16 protein-coding genes and 1 other annotated feature are annotated in these 16,209 nt (G+C 37.0%); of the genes, 10 read left to right on the forward strand and 6 right to left on the reverse strand.

What is annotated here, in order from left to right; translation table 11 throughout:
- The first annotated feature begins 5 nt into the window (after positions 1-5).
- Positions 6-782, forward strand: a complete 777-nt coding sequence (locus tag NST91_RS07195) for a 3-hydroxybutyrate dehydrogenase (protein WP_341330588.1) — start codon at positions 6-8, stop codon at positions 780-782.
- 133 nt (positions 783-915) lie between these two features.
- Here NST91_RS07195 and NST91_RS07200 read toward each other — a convergent pair whose 3' ends face one another.
- Positions 916-1,980 (reverse strand): multicopper oxidase domain-containing protein, encoded by a 1,065-nt coding sequence (locus tag NST91_RS07200; RefSeq protein WP_341330589.1) that lies wholly within the window; start codon positions 1,978-1,980, stop codon positions 916-918.
- A 398-nt stretch (positions 1,981-2,378) separates the two neighbouring features.
- Positions 2,379-2,612 (forward strand) — a binding site (T-box leader).
- 68 nt (positions 2,613-2,680) lie between these two features.
- Between NST91_RS07200 and leuS the strand changes: the two genes are divergently transcribed.
- Entirely contained in the window at positions 2,681-5,098 is a 2,418-nt protein-coding gene (leuS, locus tag NST91_RS07205; RefSeq protein ID WP_341330590.1) for a leucine--tRNA ligase, read from the forward strand.
- 68 nt (positions 5,099-5,166) lie between these two features.
- Here the strand turns inward: leuS and NST91_RS07210 are convergent, their stop codons facing one another.
- The gene (locus NST91_RS07210; RefSeq protein WP_341330591.1) at positions 5,167-6,216 is read right to left on the reverse strand and encodes a M42 family metallopeptidase; all 1,050 of its coding nucleotides are present in this window, start codon (positions 6,214-6,216) and stop codon (positions 5,167-5,169) included.
- A 158-nt stretch (positions 6,217-6,374) separates the two neighbouring features.
- Here NST91_RS07210 and NST91_RS07215 point away from each other — a divergent pair, with 158 nt between their 5' ends.
- The 4 genes from NST91_RS07215 (at position 6,375) to NST91_RS07230 (ending at position 8,716) form a co-directional block, all read left to right on the forward strand.
- A complete protein-coding gene (locus NST91_RS07215; RefSeq protein WP_341330592.1) occupies positions 6,375-6,674 on the forward strand; it encodes a rhodanese-like domain-containing protein in 300 nt (99 codons plus the stop codon).
- Between the two features lie 211 nt (positions 6,675-6,885).
- Positions 6,886-7,416 (forward strand): hypothetical protein, encoded by a 531-nt coding sequence (locus NST91_RS07220; RefSeq protein WP_341330593.1) that lies wholly within the window; start codon positions 6,886-6,888, stop codon positions 7,414-7,416.
- A 498-nt stretch (positions 7,417-7,914) separates the two neighbouring features.
- Complete coding sequence (locus tag NST91_RS07225; RefSeq protein ID WP_341330594.1) at positions 7,915-8,475, forward strand: hypothetical protein; 561 nt, start codon at positions 7,915-7,917, stop codon at positions 8,473-8,475.
- A gap of 55 nt (positions 8,476-8,530) precedes the next feature.
- Positions 8,531-8,716: a sporulation protein Cse60 gene (locus tag NST91_RS07230; RefSeq protein ID WP_121447364.1), complete on the forward strand. Its 186-nt coding sequence runs from the start codon at positions 8,531-8,533 to the stop codon at positions 8,714-8,716.
- Positions 8,717-8,748: 32 nt separating this feature from the next.
- On the opposite strand, the gene NST91_RS07235 is transcribed toward NST91_RS07230, so the two are convergent.
- Both NST91_RS07235 and NST91_RS07240 read right to left on the reverse strand, forming a co-directional pair.
- On the reverse strand, positions 8,749-10,023 hold the full coding sequence (locus NST91_RS07235; RefSeq protein WP_341330595.1) for a BaiN/RdsA family NAD(P)/FAD-dependent oxidoreductase: 1,275 nt from the start codon (positions 10,021-10,023) through the stop codon (positions 8,749-8,751).
- A gap of 54 nt (positions 10,024-10,077) precedes the next feature.
- Positions 10,078-10,470: a thiol-disulfide oxidoreductase DCC family protein gene (locus NST91_RS07240; RefSeq protein ID WP_341330596.1), complete on the reverse strand. Its 393-nt coding sequence runs from the start codon at positions 10,468-10,470 to the stop codon at positions 10,078-10,080.
- A gap of 408 nt (positions 10,471-10,878) precedes the next feature.
- Here NST91_RS07240 and NST91_RS07245 point away from each other — a divergent pair, with 408 nt between their 5' ends.
- Positions 10,879-12,507, forward strand: coding sequence for a putative polysaccharide biosynthesis protein (locus NST91_RS07245; protein WP_341330597.1), 1,629 nt, complete (start codon positions 10,879-10,881; stop codon positions 12,505-12,507).
- Positions 12,508-12,591: 84 nt separating this feature from the next.
- On the opposite strand, the gene NST91_RS07250 is transcribed toward NST91_RS07245, so the two are convergent.
- Complete coding sequence (locus NST91_RS07250) at positions 12,592-12,783, reverse strand: hypothetical protein (protein ID WP_341330598.1); 192 nt, start codon at positions 12,781-12,783, stop codon at positions 12,592-12,594.
- Between the two features lie 94 nt (positions 12,784-12,877).
- Between NST91_RS07250 and NST91_RS07255 the strand changes: the two genes are divergently transcribed.
- Entirely contained in the window at positions 12,878-13,633 is a 756-nt protein-coding gene (locus NST91_RS07255; RefSeq protein WP_341330599.1) for a pseudouridine synthase, read from the forward strand.
- A gap of 127 nt (positions 13,634-13,760) precedes the next feature.
- Here NST91_RS07255 and NST91_RS07260 read toward each other — a convergent pair whose 3' ends face one another.
- Positions 13,761-13,979, reverse strand: a complete 219-nt coding sequence (locus NST91_RS07260) for a DeoR family transcriptional regulator (protein WP_010678476.1) — start codon at positions 13,977-13,979, stop codon at positions 13,761-13,763.
- Positions 13,980-14,339: 360 nt separating this feature from the next.
- Here NST91_RS07260 and NST91_RS07265 point away from each other — a divergent pair, with 360 nt between their 5' ends.
- Positions 14,340-15,062 carry an ABC transporter ATP-binding protein gene (locus tag NST91_RS07265; protein ID WP_341330600.1) on the forward strand — a complete coding sequence of 241 codons (723 nt, stop codon included), beginning with the start codon at positions 14,340-14,342 and terminating at the stop codon, positions 15,060-15,062.
- The gene (locus tag NST91_RS07270) at positions 15,055-16,200 is read left to right on the forward strand and encodes an ABC transporter permease (protein WP_341330601.1); all 1,146 of its coding nucleotides are present in this window, start codon (positions 15,055-15,057) and stop codon (positions 16,198-16,200) included. Before NST91_RS07265 ends, NST91_RS07270 begins: the two co-directional genes overlap by 8 nt.
- Positions 16,201-16,209 lie beyond the last annotated feature (9 nt).

The following is a 16,209-nucleotide window of genomic DNA, read 5'->3' on the forward strand; positions in this document are numbered from 1 at the left end:
ACGTCATGTTTACAAATCAGGTTATCTTAATTACCGGTGCAGCACGAGGGATTGGATTTGAAATGGGGAAAACCTTTGCTATGAATGGCGCACGTGTTGTGTTAACGGATGTAGATGAGTCGGCAGTAAAAAAATCCGCATCAGTGCTTCAGGAGGCAGGATATGAAGCGATTGGTTTAAAATGTAACGTCACAAATGAACTAGAAATTATTGAGATGATTAATAATACTGTTGCGGAATACGGAAGAATTGATTGTCTAATCAACAATGCAGGGTTGCAGCATGTGTCTCCAATTGAAGAATTTCCAAAAGAAAAATTTGAACTATTATTATCCGTTATGCTTACTGCCCCATTTGTGGCAATGAAGCATGTTTTTCCAATTATGAAACAACAGAAATTTGGGCGGATTATTAATATGGCTTCCATAAATGGTTTAATCGGTTTTGCTGGTAAAGCTGCCTACAATAGTGCAAAGCATGGGGTAATAGGATTAACAAAGGTTGCTGCATTAGAAGGCGCTGAGCATGGAATTACAGTAAATGCAGTATGTCCTGGGTATGTCGATACACCACTTGTAAGGAATCAACTTGCAGATTTAGCCAAGACGCGAAAAGTGGATTTGGAAAAGGTTTTGGAGGAGGTTATTTATCCCCTTGTCCCACAGAAGCGCCTTTTAGAGGTTGAGGAAATTGCAAATTACGCTATGTTTTTAGCAAGTGAACATGGAAGAGGAATAACTGGTCAGGCATGTGTAATTGATGGGGGCTATACAGCACAATAAAAGTGAAAAAGAATCTCATATTCTGAGATTCTTTTTCTGCTATTTTTCTATTTTTATGGTAAACTTTATTTAGCGAATTTTTGTTGACCTTATAAAAGGGTGCCATTAGTGTACTTTTTTATAGGGTCTTTTTTTAATGTCCAACAGTTTCACTACCATCATCTGTACCATCTGCTGTAACTTTTAATAATGCAACTGCCCCTTTTTGTGCATGGTTAAATTGGTGAGTTACGATTGAGTAAGTTCCTTCTTTAGTAACCGTAAATTCAACAACTGCTCCACCACTGGCTGGAAGCATAACAGTTTGAAGGCCTTGCATATGGTTGTATGGGTTACCATCGATATATACATCATCAAATATTGTACCAACTACGTGGAAGGAGCTCACTTCATTTGGACCAACATTATTAACATAAAGTCTTACACGGTCACCTACTTTAGCAAGGAGTGGTGTTTCTTTTAATGAAAATGTATCGCCGTTAGTGTTTAAATCTCCTTCTTTAAGGGCTTTAGTAGAAAATACGACTTGGCTTGGTACACCATTAGTAAAGTCATTTAAATCGTTGTATTTGTACCATTCATTTTGAATGATAAGGTATTCTCTATCAATCTCTTTATCTGTTGGATAACCATCTTTAGGCTTTACAATGATTGTTCCGTGCATACCGTTTGCGATGTGTGACAGAACTGGTTTTGTACCGCAATGGTACATAAATACTCCAGGCTTATTTGCTGGGTAAGAGAATGTTCCAGATTCATCAGGCATTACATCAATGAAATCTTTTGAAGGTGATGCATGTACTGCGTGGAAGTCCATGCTGTGTGGAATAGCCGGATCCATATTTTTTAGTGTAAAGTTAATTGTATCACCTTCGTTTACAACTACAACAGGTCCCGGTGCTTCACCGTTAAAGGTCCACGCTTTGTAGAGATACCCTTTGTCAATTTCAATGTCTGTTATTTGAGCAGTCATTTCAACATTCACTTCATTGTCTGATACCCTTTCTACTTTTAAAGGTACGGGTCCTTGGTTAAGATCATTGTGAGGAGCAATTACTTCTCCTTGGCCCGACTCAGAACCAGCTGTTTGTGCTTCTACTTTCTCCTCCTTCATCGCCTCCTGATTACTACCACATCCAGATAAAATGATTGAAGTTCCAACTATCGATGCAACCAACAATTTAATTTTGTTGCTCATGAATAATACCCCCTTGGATATTTGGTATTTGCTTCTACACCTTTATCATATTCGGAGAGCATTCCTAAAAACGTGATTTTAATCACGCATTTTGACCTAATCTGTGGACAGTTTGTGAAAAGGTGAGCATATAAACATTGTTCCAATAGTGATAAGGGTTTAAACGCTTTCAAAATGGCGTTTTTCGTCACATATTTGTCTTTTTTTCTCATGTAGTAATTGTCCCAATGACATGTTTTTTTGTTAAAAGGAGCTATGATTCATAAACCAAATTTGGAACTTCATACGTTTAAGGAAAAGTATATGTGGGTAAAATGGTGGAGGAAAAGCCCAATTTTACCTATTTCACTTGCAGTTCTTATATAAATTCTATACAATACTGAATATAATCAAAAATTAATGAAGCGTTGAAAAGGAGTAGTAATGTTCTACACACGTGTTAGAGAGTTGACGGGTGGTGCAAGTCAATCGTTGATGAACATGAACTCGCCTTTGAGCAATAAGCATGAACTGCAAATGTGCAAATTAGTGCTTGTCGTATGATCCGCGTTAAGGATGAATGAAGTGAGTGCACAATTTGTCACTAATGTGGGTGGTACCGCGGGAAGAATACATATCCTCTCGTCCCTTTTGGGATTAGGGGTTTTTTGTTTTTTTATAAGTCTTTTTAGCATTTGTAACTGATTAAGGAGGAAGTCTTATGAGTTTTAATCACCAAAAGATCGAGAAAAAATGGCAGCAGTACTGGGAACAGAACAAAACATTTAAGACAACTGAAGAACAAGGAAAACGTAAATTCTATGCGTTAGACATGTTCCCATATCCTTCAGGAGCGGGACTTCACGTTGGTCACCCTGAAGGATATACGGCTACTGATATTTTAGCAAGAATGAAGCGTATGCAAGGATACAATGTTCTTCATCCAATGGGGTGGGATGCATTCGGTTTGCCGGCTGAGCAATATGCTTTAGATACTGGAAACGATCCTGCTGAGTTCACGGAAAAAAATATCAATACCTTCCGCCGTCAAATTAAAGAACTTGGATTTTCATATGATTGGGATCGTGAAATTAACACAACAGATCCTAATTACTATAAATGGACACAATGGATTTTCACAAAGTTGTTTGAAAAAGGTTTAGCATATGTAGATGAAATTCCTGTAAACTGGTGCCCTGCGTTAGGAACTGTACTTGCAAACGAAGAAGTAATCGATGGGAAAAGTGAACGTGGTGGCCATCCTGTTGAAAGACGCCCAATGAGACAATGGGTATTAAAAATTACTGCATATGCAGAACGTTTATTACAGGATTTGGATGAGCTTGATTGGCCAGAAAGTTTAAAAGAAATGCAGCGTAACTGGATTGGACGTTCAGAGGGAGCGCATGTAACCTTTAAAATTGATGGACATGAAGAAATATTTACCGTGTTCACAACACGTCCAGACACTTTATTTGGTGCTACTTATGCAGTACTTGCTCCAGAGCATCCATTTGTTGATAAAATCACGACTCCTGAACAAAAAGGAGCAGTCAGTGATTACCTAGATAAAATCAAAAGTAAGAGTGATTTAGAGCGTACAGATCTAGCAAAAGATAAAACAGGTGTATTCACTGGTGCATATGCCGTTAACCCTGTTAACCAAGAAAAAATACCAATCTGGATTGCCGATTATGTCCTAATGAGTTATGGAACAGGAGCTATAATGGCAGTTCCAGCTCATGATGAGCGTGACTATGAATTTGCACAAAAATTTGAATTGCCGATTAAGGAAGTCGTAGCTGGCGGTGATGTTTCCAAAGAAGCATATACTGGTGACGGTGAGCATGTTAATTCAGATTTCCTAAATGGATTAAATAAAGAAGAGGCCATTTCAAAAATGATTGCATGGCTAGAAGAAAATAAGTTAGGTAAAAAAGAAATTACCTACAAATTACGTGATTGGTTATTTAGCCGCCAGCGCTATTGGGGTGAACCAATTCCAGTGATTCAATGGGAAGATGGAACAATGACTACTGTTCCTGAGGAAGAACTTCCACTTGTGCTTCCAAAAACGAAAGAAATCAAACCTTCCGGAACTGGTGAATCACCGCTTGCAAATATCTCAGAATGGGTAAATGTAGTTGATAAAAAGACTGGCAAAAAAGGCCGTCGTGAAACTAACACAATGCCACAATGGGCAGGCAGCTGTTGGTATTATTTACGCTACATTGATCCACATAATGATCAAGCCATCGCAGATCCGGAAAAATTAAAAGAATGGTTGCCAGTTGATATTTATATTGGTGGAGCAGAGCATGCAGTACTTCACTTACTTTATGCTAGATTCTGGCATAAAGTTTTATATGATATCGGTGTCGTTACAACGAAAGAACCATTCCAAAAGTTGTTCAACCAAGGTATGATTCTTGGAGAAGGTAACGAAAAAATGAGTAAGTCAAAAGGAAATGTAGTAAACCCTGATGACATCATTGAATCTCATGGCGCAGACACTCTTCGTTTATACGAAATGTTCATGGGACCATTAGATGCTTCCATTGCTTGGTCAACAAACGGCCTAGATGGTTCTCGTCGTTTCTTAGATCGAATCTGGCGCTTACTTGTCGATGACAATGGTAGCTTAACATCCAAAGTTAAAGCTGATTCAAACGATACTACACTTGAACGTGTGTATCACCAAACAGTGAAAAAGGTAACAGAAGACTATGAAGCATTACATTTTAATACGGCAATTTCACAATTGATGGTATTCATCAATGATGCATACAAAGCAATTGAATTGCCTAAGTCGTTTATTGAAGGCTTTGTAAAACTTCTTTCTCCAGTTGCTCCTCACTTGGCTGAAGAACTTTGGGAGAAGCTTGGCAATACAGGATCTATTGCATATGAGTCATGGCCAGCATTTGATGAAGCAAAATTAGTTGAAGCTGAGATCGAGATTGTTATCCAAGTGAATGGAAAAGTAAAAGCAAAGCTTCATGTTCCTGCAGATGCTTCAAAAGAAGTACTTGAGCAAATCGCGATGGGTGCTGATCCTGTAAAAGAACAAATCGAAGGAAAAACAGTCCGCAAAGTTATAGCAGTACCAGGTAAGCTTGTAAATATTGTAGCCAATTAATAGTAAAAAGCCCTCCGTTTTGGAGGGCTTTTAACATTCTAAAGGAGCCACAATGGCATCCGTACCATTTACTCCACCATTCCAGATTGTAGATAATGATAGAGTAGCTTTGTAGTGTTTTCAATTGAATCTTTATGTGTTCGCTCAAATGCGTGGGAAGAGTCGATTCCAGGTCCGATTAATCCATGGATAATATCATGCCCAGAACGAATAGCTGCAGATGCGTCAGATCCATAATATGGATAAATATCTAACTTATACCCGATTTCATGTTTTTCCGCAAGTTGGACAAGTTTTTTGCGGAACGCATAATGATAAGGTCCACTAGCATCCTTCACACAAATGGAAACTGTATATTCATCGGTTGATTGACCGTCCCCCATTGCCCCCATATCTACTGCTAAATACTCTACTGTTTCGGGTGTGATATTGGAGTTACCGCCATAGCCAATTTCTTCATTATTAGAAATAAGAAAATGAGTTGTATATGGAAGCTCAATATTCTCTGCCTTGATTTGCTTAATCAATTGAAGCAGAATACCAACGCTTGCTTTGTCATCCAGATGACGAGATTTGATAAAGCCATTAGCTGTTACTTCTACACGTGGGTCAAATGAAACAAAGTCACCAACTTCTATACCAAGAGCTCTAACTTCATCCGCGTTTTTTACTTTTTCGTCAATCCGGACTTCCATATTATCTTGGTTGCGTTCAGCTTTACCTGCATCCTTGTATACGTGAACAGATTGCTGATGCATTAAAATTGTCCCAGTAAAAAATTTGCCAGTTGAAGTTTCAATTCGGCAGTATTCTCCTTCAATGGAGTTGTATTTAAATCCACCAATTAGATCAAGTTTTAATCGACCACTTGGTTTAATTTCTTTTACAATAGCACCTAATGTGTCCACATGGGCTGTGAGCATCCGGTGTTTTTGTGTGTCTTTACCAGGAATAGTAGCAATTAGTCCGCCTTTTCGGTTTCGGTATGTATCTACATTTGCCTCTTTTAAAAGATTTTCAACGAAACTAATCACTTCGTTAGTGTTTCCAGATGGACTTGGAATTGAAACTAGTTCTTTGATAAGTTGAATGGTTTCGTCTGTATTTGGATAAGTCAACTTCTTTTCCCCCTTGTTTTCAGCTAGTTATAGCATACTCTTTTTTAAAAAGAAATTCTAGCTTTCAAGAATATGGAAAACTTGAGTTTTGAAAAATTGTAATCCACAATTTCGGTTTGCTATAATGGTCGAGATAGAAAGTGAAAGGATGGGACCTAATGATTGAAGAAATAACAACTGAAGAACTGAAACAAAAGCTCGAGGCAGGCGATAAGTTAGAGCTTGTTGATGTTCGTGAAGATGAAGAAGTAGCAGAGGGAATGATCCCTGGAGCAAAGCATATTAAAATGGGAGAAATTCCAGCAAATCTCGATTATTTTGATAAAGACAAGGAATACATCATAATTTGCCGCTCTGGTGGTAGAAGCTTCAATGTCTGTGCATATCTAGATGACCAAGGCTATAAAGTCCGAAACATGGTTGGTGGAATGATGAATTGGACAGGAGAAACGAAGTAATATTTGGCAAGGCTTCCTCCAATAATTCCTGATAAGAGATATAAAAATTAAATATTAATAAGTAATTAAACGTGAATTTATAAAGGATTCACGTTTTTTTTTTTTTTTTTTTAAAAAAACAATAATAAAGTAGTAAATAACGGTAATATTTTATTGAAAAACAATAAAATATTGGTTAGGATGATAATATATAACATTTGGAGGGAAAGAAATGACACTTACTTTATTGCTCGGTATTTTATTAGTGATTATTTTAGGAATTTATAAAAACAAACTTGTGAATTACATAGGTACCAATAATCGCACGGTAAATAAACTATCAAGCTATAATTGGTTCCAAAATCCATGGCTCAGTGGTTTATTTCTTTTTGTTTTGAATGCCATTTTATTTGGCTCTACTTTATTAATACTCTATGGACTTAGTTTCTTAATGATCCCTTACATCCATTTATTCATTATGGTGGGAGCTGTTCTAGTAAGTCTGATTGCATGGATTATCCTTTTGAATGCCTGGAAAGGTGATAAAAAGGGGCGTTTACTAAGAGGGTTTCTAGGCAGTAGCTTTTATTTAATCCTTACACTTGTTTTCGCTTATATGATTGTCACTCTTGAACCACAATTTCCAGGGGACGATACCTTTATGGCATTCATCGGACTCGTCATGGCCATCACCGTAACCCTAGTCGCTTTCATCACCTGCTTTTTATTTACAGGTCTTTTTGCAAGAAAGGAAATGAACTAATTCTTTCATATGGGGAAGTATAAGGGCGCACTATTGAAAAACATATGATGCGGATAAGAAGTGACCTCTGGGAAAAAAGAGGAAAAAGTCATGGCATAAGTATCGGATAAGGAGTGACTTCTGGATAAAAGAGAAAAAAGTCATGGCATAAGTATCGGATAAGGAGTGACTTCTGGATAAAAGAGGAAAAAGTCATGGTATAAGTATCGGATAAGAAGCGGCTTTTGGATAAAAGAAGAAAAAGTCATGGCATAAATATCGGATAAGGAGTGGGTTCTGGATAAAAAAGGAAAAAGTCATGGTATAAGTATCGGGTAAGAAGTGACTTTCGGATAATAGTGGAAAAAGGTATTACATATGGATAAAGCAGAAAAAAACATAGAAAAACCCAGATCCATTCCGGTTTATTAGTCATTTATATTTAAAAATAAATCTAGAAGCTTTTTTTGCAACCCTTACGTTCCTATTTTCGACTATACCTTAAAGGGGGTATACGAAATGAAATATATAAAAGGGATACTTGTTTTAGTGTTACTTTTCTTGATTTTTATTGGTTTGTTCCCACGTCAGGCAACTGCATGTTCATGTGCCTATCCTGAATCTGTAAAGGATGAGTTAAATAGAAAAACGGCCGTATTTTCTGGTAGAGTCATTAAAATGGAAGAGGAAAATAAAATTTCCTACATTAAATCAAGTGCCGATCCGATTAAAGTGTTATTTGAAGTCACTGATAGTTGGAAAGGTGTTGATAGTTCTCAAGTTATTGTAAGCGCTGCAAGATCTAGTGCAAGCTGCGGGTATGAATTTGAATTAGATAAGGAATATATTGTCTATGCCTATGGGGAAATTAATAATTTAGAAACAGGGTTGTGCGAGAGGACGGCATTATTATCTGCAGCAGGGGACGATTTAGCGATGCTTGGCCAGGGGAAATCCCCCACCAAACAAGTAGATTTGCAAAATGAATTAGGAGACTCAAATGTGTTTTTGTATCTTGCCATCAGTGTCATTATCCTAGTTATAGGACTGTTATTCCGTAAAAAAATGAAAAAATCTTAATTTGTAAGCTTATAAGTCTAAAACTCTGTCAATACTAGTATTGGAGGTGGAGTTTGTGGCTTTGAAGGTAAGGATTTTTGATGAAGAACATGAAGAGGACCTCGAACATAAGATGAACCGCTTTTTAGAACAGATTGGAGAAGGAGATATTATTGATATCAAATTCCAGGTCGGCGTATCTTGCGATCAAGAGGATGACCAAATTTTTTGTTTTTCTGCAATGGTTATCTATAGAGCCTAACCCACAATAAATACAGTGTGTTAGGCTCTACTTTATTTTCGTATGGCTGATGCTTGTTTCCCTGCGTTTTCGCCTGCTAATCTCCCCGTCACAAGGGCGGATGTTATATTGTAGCCCCCCGTATATCCGTGTATATCAAGAATTTCTCCGCAGAAAAAGAGTCCCTTCATGAGTTTTGATTCCATTTCCTTTGGATGAATTTCTTTGATTGAAACACCACCACCAGTTACAAATGCTTTCTCAATTGGCAAAGTGCCATTTACTGTGAATTGGAATTGTTTACAATCCTTAGCAAATGCACGAATGCGATCATGAGACAAGTTTGCAAATGTAACCTGTGGGTCAATCTCATTTCTTTCTAATAAAAATAGTAAATATCTTTCTGGTAAAAATCCTTTTAAGATATTTTTTAAAGCCTTTTTAGGCTCTTCTTTCACTAATTTCAATATCTGTTGAAAAATTTGCTCTTCGTTCATCGCAGGAAGCGCATCAATACTAATGACTACATGATCTACTTTAAACTTTTTCATCGTCTTTACAACAAACTGGCTGCAACGTAAAATGGCAGGTCCCGAAATTCCGAAATGAGTAAACAACATGTCCATTTGATGGGTAATTACCGTCTTACCTTTAGGATTCAGAACACTAACAGCAACATCTCGTAATGCCAGTCCTTGTAAGGCTTTATTTTTAATAAAATCTTCGTTTGATGTTACCGGAACCTCCGTAGGGAAGAGGTCTGTGATTGTATGACCGGCAGCCTTTGCCCATGCATATCCGTCACCAGTTGAACCTGTTTGTGGTACAGATTTACCGCCGACAGCGACAACGATACAGTTTGCTTCTAGGTATTCACCGTTTTTTAAGTGCACAGCTGCGACCCTGCCATCTTTATAGTCGATCTTTGAAACTGGTGTATCCGTTTTGATATGAACTTGTAAAGACTCAAGTTTATTTAATAGGGCATCCACAACAGACTGGGCTTTATTTGTCGTTGGAAACATCCTGCCATGGTCTTCTTCTTTAAGTTGAATCCCTAATTTTTCAAAGAATGCGATAATATCTTCGTTATTAAAAACAGAGAATGCACTATACAAAAATCTGCCGTTACCTGGGATATGCTTGATGATTTCTTCTATTGGGAGTCGGTTTGTGACATTACAACGCCCTCCACCTGAAATTGCAAGCTTTCTCCCAAGCTTGTTCCCTTTATCTAAAAGAAGAACTTTCGCTCCTTGCTCTCCAGCTGCAATCGCAGCCATTAAGCCAGAAGGTCCCCCTCCAATTACAATTACATCATACTGCAAATAGAACACTCCTTATAATCAAATTCAGCTTGGAGTCTGCCAAGTTGAATAAAGTTAATCTAAAAATCGTTGGCGGTCCTTAGGAGAAGGAATTGTGCAGCTTTCCTGTTTTCCAAACCATTTATAACGATTATTGGCAATTACATGATAAAATATATCCCTGATAGGTGCTGGCACAATCCTAAAAATCGAAAGGAAACGATATGGTCCTTTGAGATTTCGACAGACCCTAAGTGCAGCATTTGATTTTGTATAAAAATAGTCCCCTTCAATTAATACGAAACTATTTATGTTTTCGGAAATACCATGTTTTCTCAACAGGTCTTTTCCCACTTCACTTTGAAGGGATGCAAAAAGATAACGTTGTTTCCAATCTCTTTTAAGGATAAATTGGACACTGCTGTTGCAAAACGTACAAACGCCATCAAACAAAATAATATCTTTCATGGCTTTTCACACTCCCATGTTTTCCTTATTACATCATATCATGGGATTGATTAATAGTTGAAACATAGAATACGTTGAAATTAAAAACTAACAAGTCTAAACTATACATTACAATGCTAAAGAAGCCAAATAGTCAAGAAACCGACAAATAATTATAGGTTAATAATTTTTATAAGTATGATAAAATTGATAAGTTAGTCTAACTATATTCAGATGTAGCATATATTTTTATACTGTTTTAAAATGGCTTAATGTTATAAAAGAACCGTGGTTCCCCTTGGCTGAATAAAGTTAAGCCTCCTGCGGATGTCACAGTTTCTTAGCAAAACTTTTCGACCGTGCTCGAAAAAAATCTAAATGCAATACGCCAAGGCGTAGTTGATTAGAAGTAAAGATTGGGGATTTTATATGTCAGATTCGAAACTATTGCGTGGGACGTTTGTTTTAACCCTTGCTACATATATTTCTCGAGTACTTGGAATGATCTATGTGTTTCCCTTCGTGTATTTAGTCGGAAGCCTTGGATCTGCCCTTTATTCTTATGGATATGCACAATATACAATTTTTTTATTTATATCAACAGCGGGAATTCCAGCTGCTGTTTCTAAATTTGTTTCAAAATATAATTCTTTAGGTGATTATCATACCGGAATGAGGATGTATAAATCTGGGCTAGTCGTAATGGGGATTACAGGTTTAGTCGGTTTTACAATCCTTAACTTAATTGCACCGCTTCTTGCGCCAATTGTTCTTGGAGGGGGAGATGCAGGAAATACGGTTGAAGATGTTACGTTCGTGATCCGAATGGTAAGTTTTGCACTACTGGTTGTTCCGATTATGAGTATTCAACGAGGCTTCTTCCAAGGTCACCAATCAATGGGACCAACTGCTGTTTCTCAGGTTGTGGAACAGATTGTACGTATTTCCTTTGTTCTGGCAGCAACCTTTATTGTGATGAAGATACTCGATGGAGAGAGAGTATTTGCTGTTGGATTGGCTACATTTGGTGCCTTTATTGGGGCGCTTGGTGGTTTGGCAGTCCTCCTATGGTATTGGTTCAAGCGAAAACCATACTTAGATGAAATGCTCGCGAAAAGTAAACCTCAAACAGATATGACAACAAAAGAGATGTTTAGGGAGCTGTTTTCTTATGCAGGACCTTTTGTCATTGTCGGACTTGCGATTCCGCTTTATCAATATGTTGACCAACTTACATTTAACAAAACAATGATGGGCAACGGCGTTGATAAAGATATATCTGAAGGATTATTTTCATATGTCACCTTCATGGTTCCTAAATTGGTTATGATTCCTGTTTCTTTAGCTACGGCATTTAGTCTAACGCTTGTACCAACGATTACAAAGTCGTTTACATCTGGGGACTTTAGTTTACTTAGAAGTCAAATTGATAAAACCTTTCAAATTTGTGTGCTGTTAGTATTACCAGCCGTGGTTGGTTTATCAGTATTAGCTTATCCAGCCTTTAATGCATTTTTTGAAATGAGTGAAGCTGGTGGTCGGATTTTAAGATGGTATGCACCTGTCGCGATACTATTTTCTTTCTATTCGATTTCAGCTGCTATTCTTCAAGGAATTAACAAGCAAAAGTTTGCAGTGGTAAGTTTGTTTATGGGGCTAATTCTCAAAATTAGTTTTAATAGTCCGTTTATCTCCTGGTTTGGTGAAATTGGTTCAATACTAGCTACAGCCTTAGGATACACAGTGGCCATTTTATATTGTTTCTGGATGATTGCAAGACATACAGGATATAAATACTCAATGTTTGCAAGAAGGTCGTTATTAATGGCTATTTTCGCAACCGCTATGGCATCGGCTATAATTTTAATCGGATGGCTTTTATCTTTTGTTGTTGGATTTGAAAATGGTAGGGTGCAGTCAGTTTTCGTGCTCTTAGTTGGGGTAGTAATTGGGGCTGCTGTTTACTTGCTTTTAGCCTATCGTTCGCGATTATTGGAGGTACTCCTCGGCAATCGATTTAGATTTTTATCAAGAGATAGAAAAAAGGCTGTACAGTAAGTGACAGCCTTTTTTTCGAATATATTTATTCATTTGTGTGAGAGGAACAATCTTTTTTCCGGGTTAGAAGGTCATACAAGTAAGTTAGCCTTGGAAGGTTCCAATGCCAAGACGACGCTCAATGCGGTCTACGCGGCGGTCTAAACGATCAATCTGGTTTTCTAGTCTTTGGATTTGGCGCTCAAGACGTTCGAGACGACGGTCTACGTTTCCGCCTCCACCTGGAAATCCAGGAAAGAAGCCCTGAGGTTGTTGACGATAATCATAATAATACATATTGGTATCGCTCCTTTTTCTTTATAAAAATACAATAACAGTGTATGTATGAAGGGCGTTTGTGCAATGAATAAAACGCCTATTCTAATTAAGAATGGGTATTCGCGGAGTAAAAAAGGAGGTATATGCATTGCGAATTGATAAATTACTTGCCAATCGAGGATTTGGAAGTAGGAAAGAAGTTAAAAGCCTATTAAAATCGGGAGCTGTTCAAATAAATGGAGTAGCTACCAAAGATTCTAGTAAGCATGTAAATGTAGAATTAGATTCAGTCACCGTTCATGGTGAAATAATCGAATACAAGGAATTCATTTATCTAATGTTAAATAAACCTCAGGGTTTCATATCTGCAACTGAGGATCATCTTCATGACACTGTTATTGATTTATTGGAGATGGAAGATACGATTTACAAACCTTTTCCAGTCGGACGTTTGGATAAGGATACAGAAGGTTTATTGTTGTTAACAAATGACGGTCAGCTTGCACATCAATTGCTTTCCCCAAAAAAACATGTGCCCAAAACCTATGTAGCTATTATTGAAGGTGAAGTAACTCAAGAGGATGTAGAGGCATTTCGAAACGGGGTTACTCTTGATGATGGATATGAAACTATGCCAGCGGAACTAAGAATCATTAGCAGTGGTTTACGTTCTGAAATCGAAGTAATCATTGAAGAAGGAAAGTTCCATCAAGTAAAACGAATGTTTGAATCGGTAGGGAAGCGAGTCATTTATTTGAAAAGGATTAAAATGGGGCCGTTACCACTAGATGAATCTCTAGAGTTAGGGGAATATCGTGAGTTAACGGATAATGAGGTCTTGCAATTAAAGAACTATACGAAAAATTAACTAGGGCTGTCATTAAGACAGCCCTTTATTTCTTGCAAATATAGTTTCTATATATGTATCTGTATGAATAGGCTTTCTATTGTGAAGTTATTTGCTACCTTCTTCTTGCGCCCCTTACAATTGGTTGCTAAGATATTTTGACTTTCTTTTTTGTGATTGTCCATTTTCCTCGGCTAGGGCTGCGAACCAAATCATTATATGCTAACACATTCAAATCGCGCTGAATGGTTCTTGATGTTATACCAAATTCATCAACAAGCTCCTGTGTAGTTACAGTCCCTTTTTCGTTAATAAACATGTAGACTGATTTGATACGAGTTAACATACGGTTTGTTGAAGGCTTCAAAAAACCACTCCTTATCATTTTTGTACATGCTGACATGCCTCAGTCTTCCTATTAATCAAATCGCTTTTTAAAAATATCAATTGGTATGACGTATTCTTATTTTAAACAAACAATCTTATATATATGACCTTTTATCACCTCTTCTCTTTACAGGTGCGTTTGCTATATATATATAGTTGTAACTGAATAGTATGACTATTTCCACAATTTTTTTCAAGAATTTACAATTTACCTCTATTATTATCATAAATTATTTCTACTATTCTGTTTTTTACATTTTAATTACAGTTTGGTAAAGGTCGTCCAAAATAAGGAAACCTTTTTTCATGATTTTCGTATGTAATGGTGGAGGGGTTGTGAATGGAACAGACATTATTGGAAGTCTCAATACAGGATTCAGGCTATGAGCAAAATAATAAGATTATAGAAGATCTTTCTTTTTCAATTAGCCGAGGTGAAATCGTTGGGCTTATAGGACCGAATGGTGCAGGTAAAAGTACAACGATAAAAACAATTCTTGGATTATTGGAAAGCACAAATAGCAAGATTGATTTTATCAATAACCATACATATGCTTATATTCCGGAACGCCCGGTTTTTTATGATGAATTGACATTATGGGAACATCTAGACCTTGCGGCGGGTGTAATGGGGATTGAAGATTCGCAGTTTAATGAAAGGGCAATGAAACTAGTTAACCTTTTCCATATGGAAAAGGCGATACATAAGCTTCCAAGTACTTTCTCAAAAGGGATGCAGCAAAAGGTTATGCTCATAACTGCCTTTCTAATAAAACCGGATATTTATATAATCGATGAACCATTTGTCGGTTTAGATCCAATGGCGATGCAGGACTTTTTAACACTAATCGATAATGAGAAAGAACGAGGGGCAGGAATTCTGATGTGTACACATGTATTAGATACTGCGGAAAAGGTATGTGATCGTTTCCTATTGGTTGCGAGTGGAAGGCTCAAGGCTGAGGGTAACCTTGATTATATTCGAGCAGAAGCAAAACTTCCTGAGGCTGCACTTTTACAGTGTTTCAACCAAATCGTACAAGGTGAATCGTCGAATGAATAACAGTCTTTTTAAAACTCGATTTCGTAAGGAGATTGGGTATCAATGGGGTGTATTTAAGAGTGTAGTAGATTGGACCATATTCCTCTATTTATTTATTCCTGCCCTTGCGATAGGAGGCTACCATTATTATATATGGTGGTCTGAAATTCCAAGCTGGGTTAATGGTTTCCCACTTACCTTTCTATTTATTTTGCTCTATTTTTTTTGCTGGGAAGGACGGATTCGGACATTTTTGGAGGAAGCAGACCAATTATTTTTACTTCAAAAACGCTACCTTGTTGTGGCTTTGAAAAAATCGACTCGTAATCTATATGTTCTTGGCTATAGTGTGGGAGTACTTATTCTTGTCGGGATATTAGCGCCATTCTTATTCAATTATTACAACTTATCTTGGTTAGAAATTCTTATGGTTACCTTTTATTTTATCAGTCTAAAAGCACTTATTCTCGGATGGAAGCAATACCTGGATGATATCGTTTCGGCATGGAAAAAAGGTTTTTTTACAGTTTTATTATTCGTTGCATTAGGTGCTTTCACATTTTCATTTGTAACTTGGGCACTTGAACAGTTTACCTTTCTATTACTAATGATTGGCCTTATTCAATGGTACTTATTCTGGGTGAAATCTTCTCAAAGGATATATAAGTTAACAACCTTTTCTAAGGATGTTGAGGTAGAGAACATGCTGAAGCTGAAGTATGTTAGGAATATCTTTGTTTTTTCCGAATATGTTGAAAAAACACCAAATCAAAAGAAGCGAAGCTCATTATTTTATCGGAACTCAAAACGAATTTATAATAAACGTAATCGCCAGAAAAGTTTACAGGAATTATTTATTAAAGTCCTTTTCAGGAACAAAATGTATTTGTTTCAATGTTTACAAATCTCAAGCATCACGACGGCAGCCTTGATTGTCATCCCCCCAATTTGGATTAAATGTATGATCTTTTTTGGCTATATTATCATACTAAGAATGTGGATAAAGATTGTATATAAGCGGACCATGTCCAATCACTTTATCGTTAATGTTAGAAAAGATGATATTATTCGTATACAGGCGGAACACTATATTGTGAATTTAATATCGCTTCCTGTAATATCTATCGTAGGATTAATACTAATTTTAATCATAGTGTAAGGAGAATTA

Origin of the sequence: Ferdinandcohnia sp. FSL W7-1320 (assembly GCF_038050315.1) — a bacterium.
GTDB classification, from domain to species: domain Bacteria; phylum Bacillota; class Bacilli; order Bacillales; family Bacillaceae_L; genus Ferdinandcohnia; species Ferdinandcohnia aciditolerans.

Coding starts and splice junctions, on each gene's coding strand:
- NST91_RS07195 (WP_341330588.1), top strand. CDS start 6: ATGTTTACAAATCAGGTTATCTTAATTACCGGTGCAGCACGAGGGATT.
- NST91_RS07200 (WP_341330589.1), bottom strand. CDS start 1,980: ATGAGCAACAAAATTAAATTGTTGGTTGCATCGATAGTTGGAACTTCA.
- leuS (WP_341330590.1), top strand. CDS start 2,681: ATGAGTTTTAATCACCAAAAGATCGAGAAAAAATGGCAGCAGTACTGG.
- NST91_RS07215 (WP_341330592.1), top strand. CDS start 6,375: ATGATTGAAGAAATAACAACTGAAGAACTGAAACAAAAGCTCGAGGCA.
- NST91_RS07220 (WP_341330593.1), top strand. CDS start 6,886: ATGACACTTACTTTATTGCTCGGTATTTTATTAGTGATTATTTTAGGA.
- NST91_RS07225 (WP_341330594.1), top strand. CDS start 7,915: ATGAAATATATAAAAGGGATACTTGTTTTAGTGTTACTTTTCTTGATT.
- NST91_RS07240 (WP_341330596.1), bottom strand. CDS start 10,470: ATGAAAGATATTATTTTGTTTGATGGCGTTTGTACGTTTTGCAACAGC.
- NST91_RS07245 (WP_341330597.1), top strand. CDS start 10,879: ATGTCAGATTCGAAACTATTGCGTGGGACGTTTGTTTTAACCCTTGCT.
- NST91_RS07250 (WP_341330598.1), bottom strand. CDS start 12,783: ATGTATTATTATGATTATCGTCAACAACCTCAGGGCTTCTTTCCTGGA.
- NST91_RS07255 (WP_341330599.1), top strand. CDS start 12,878: ATGGGTATTCGCGGAGTAAAAAAGGAGGTATATGCATTGCGAATTGAT.
- NST91_RS07265 (WP_341330600.1), top strand. CDS start 14,340: ATGGAACAGACATTATTGGAAGTCTCAATACAGGATTCAGGCTATGAG.
- NST91_RS07270 (WP_341330601.1), top strand. CDS start 15,055: ATGAATAACAGTCTTTTTAAAACTCGATTTCGTAAGGAGATTGGGTAT.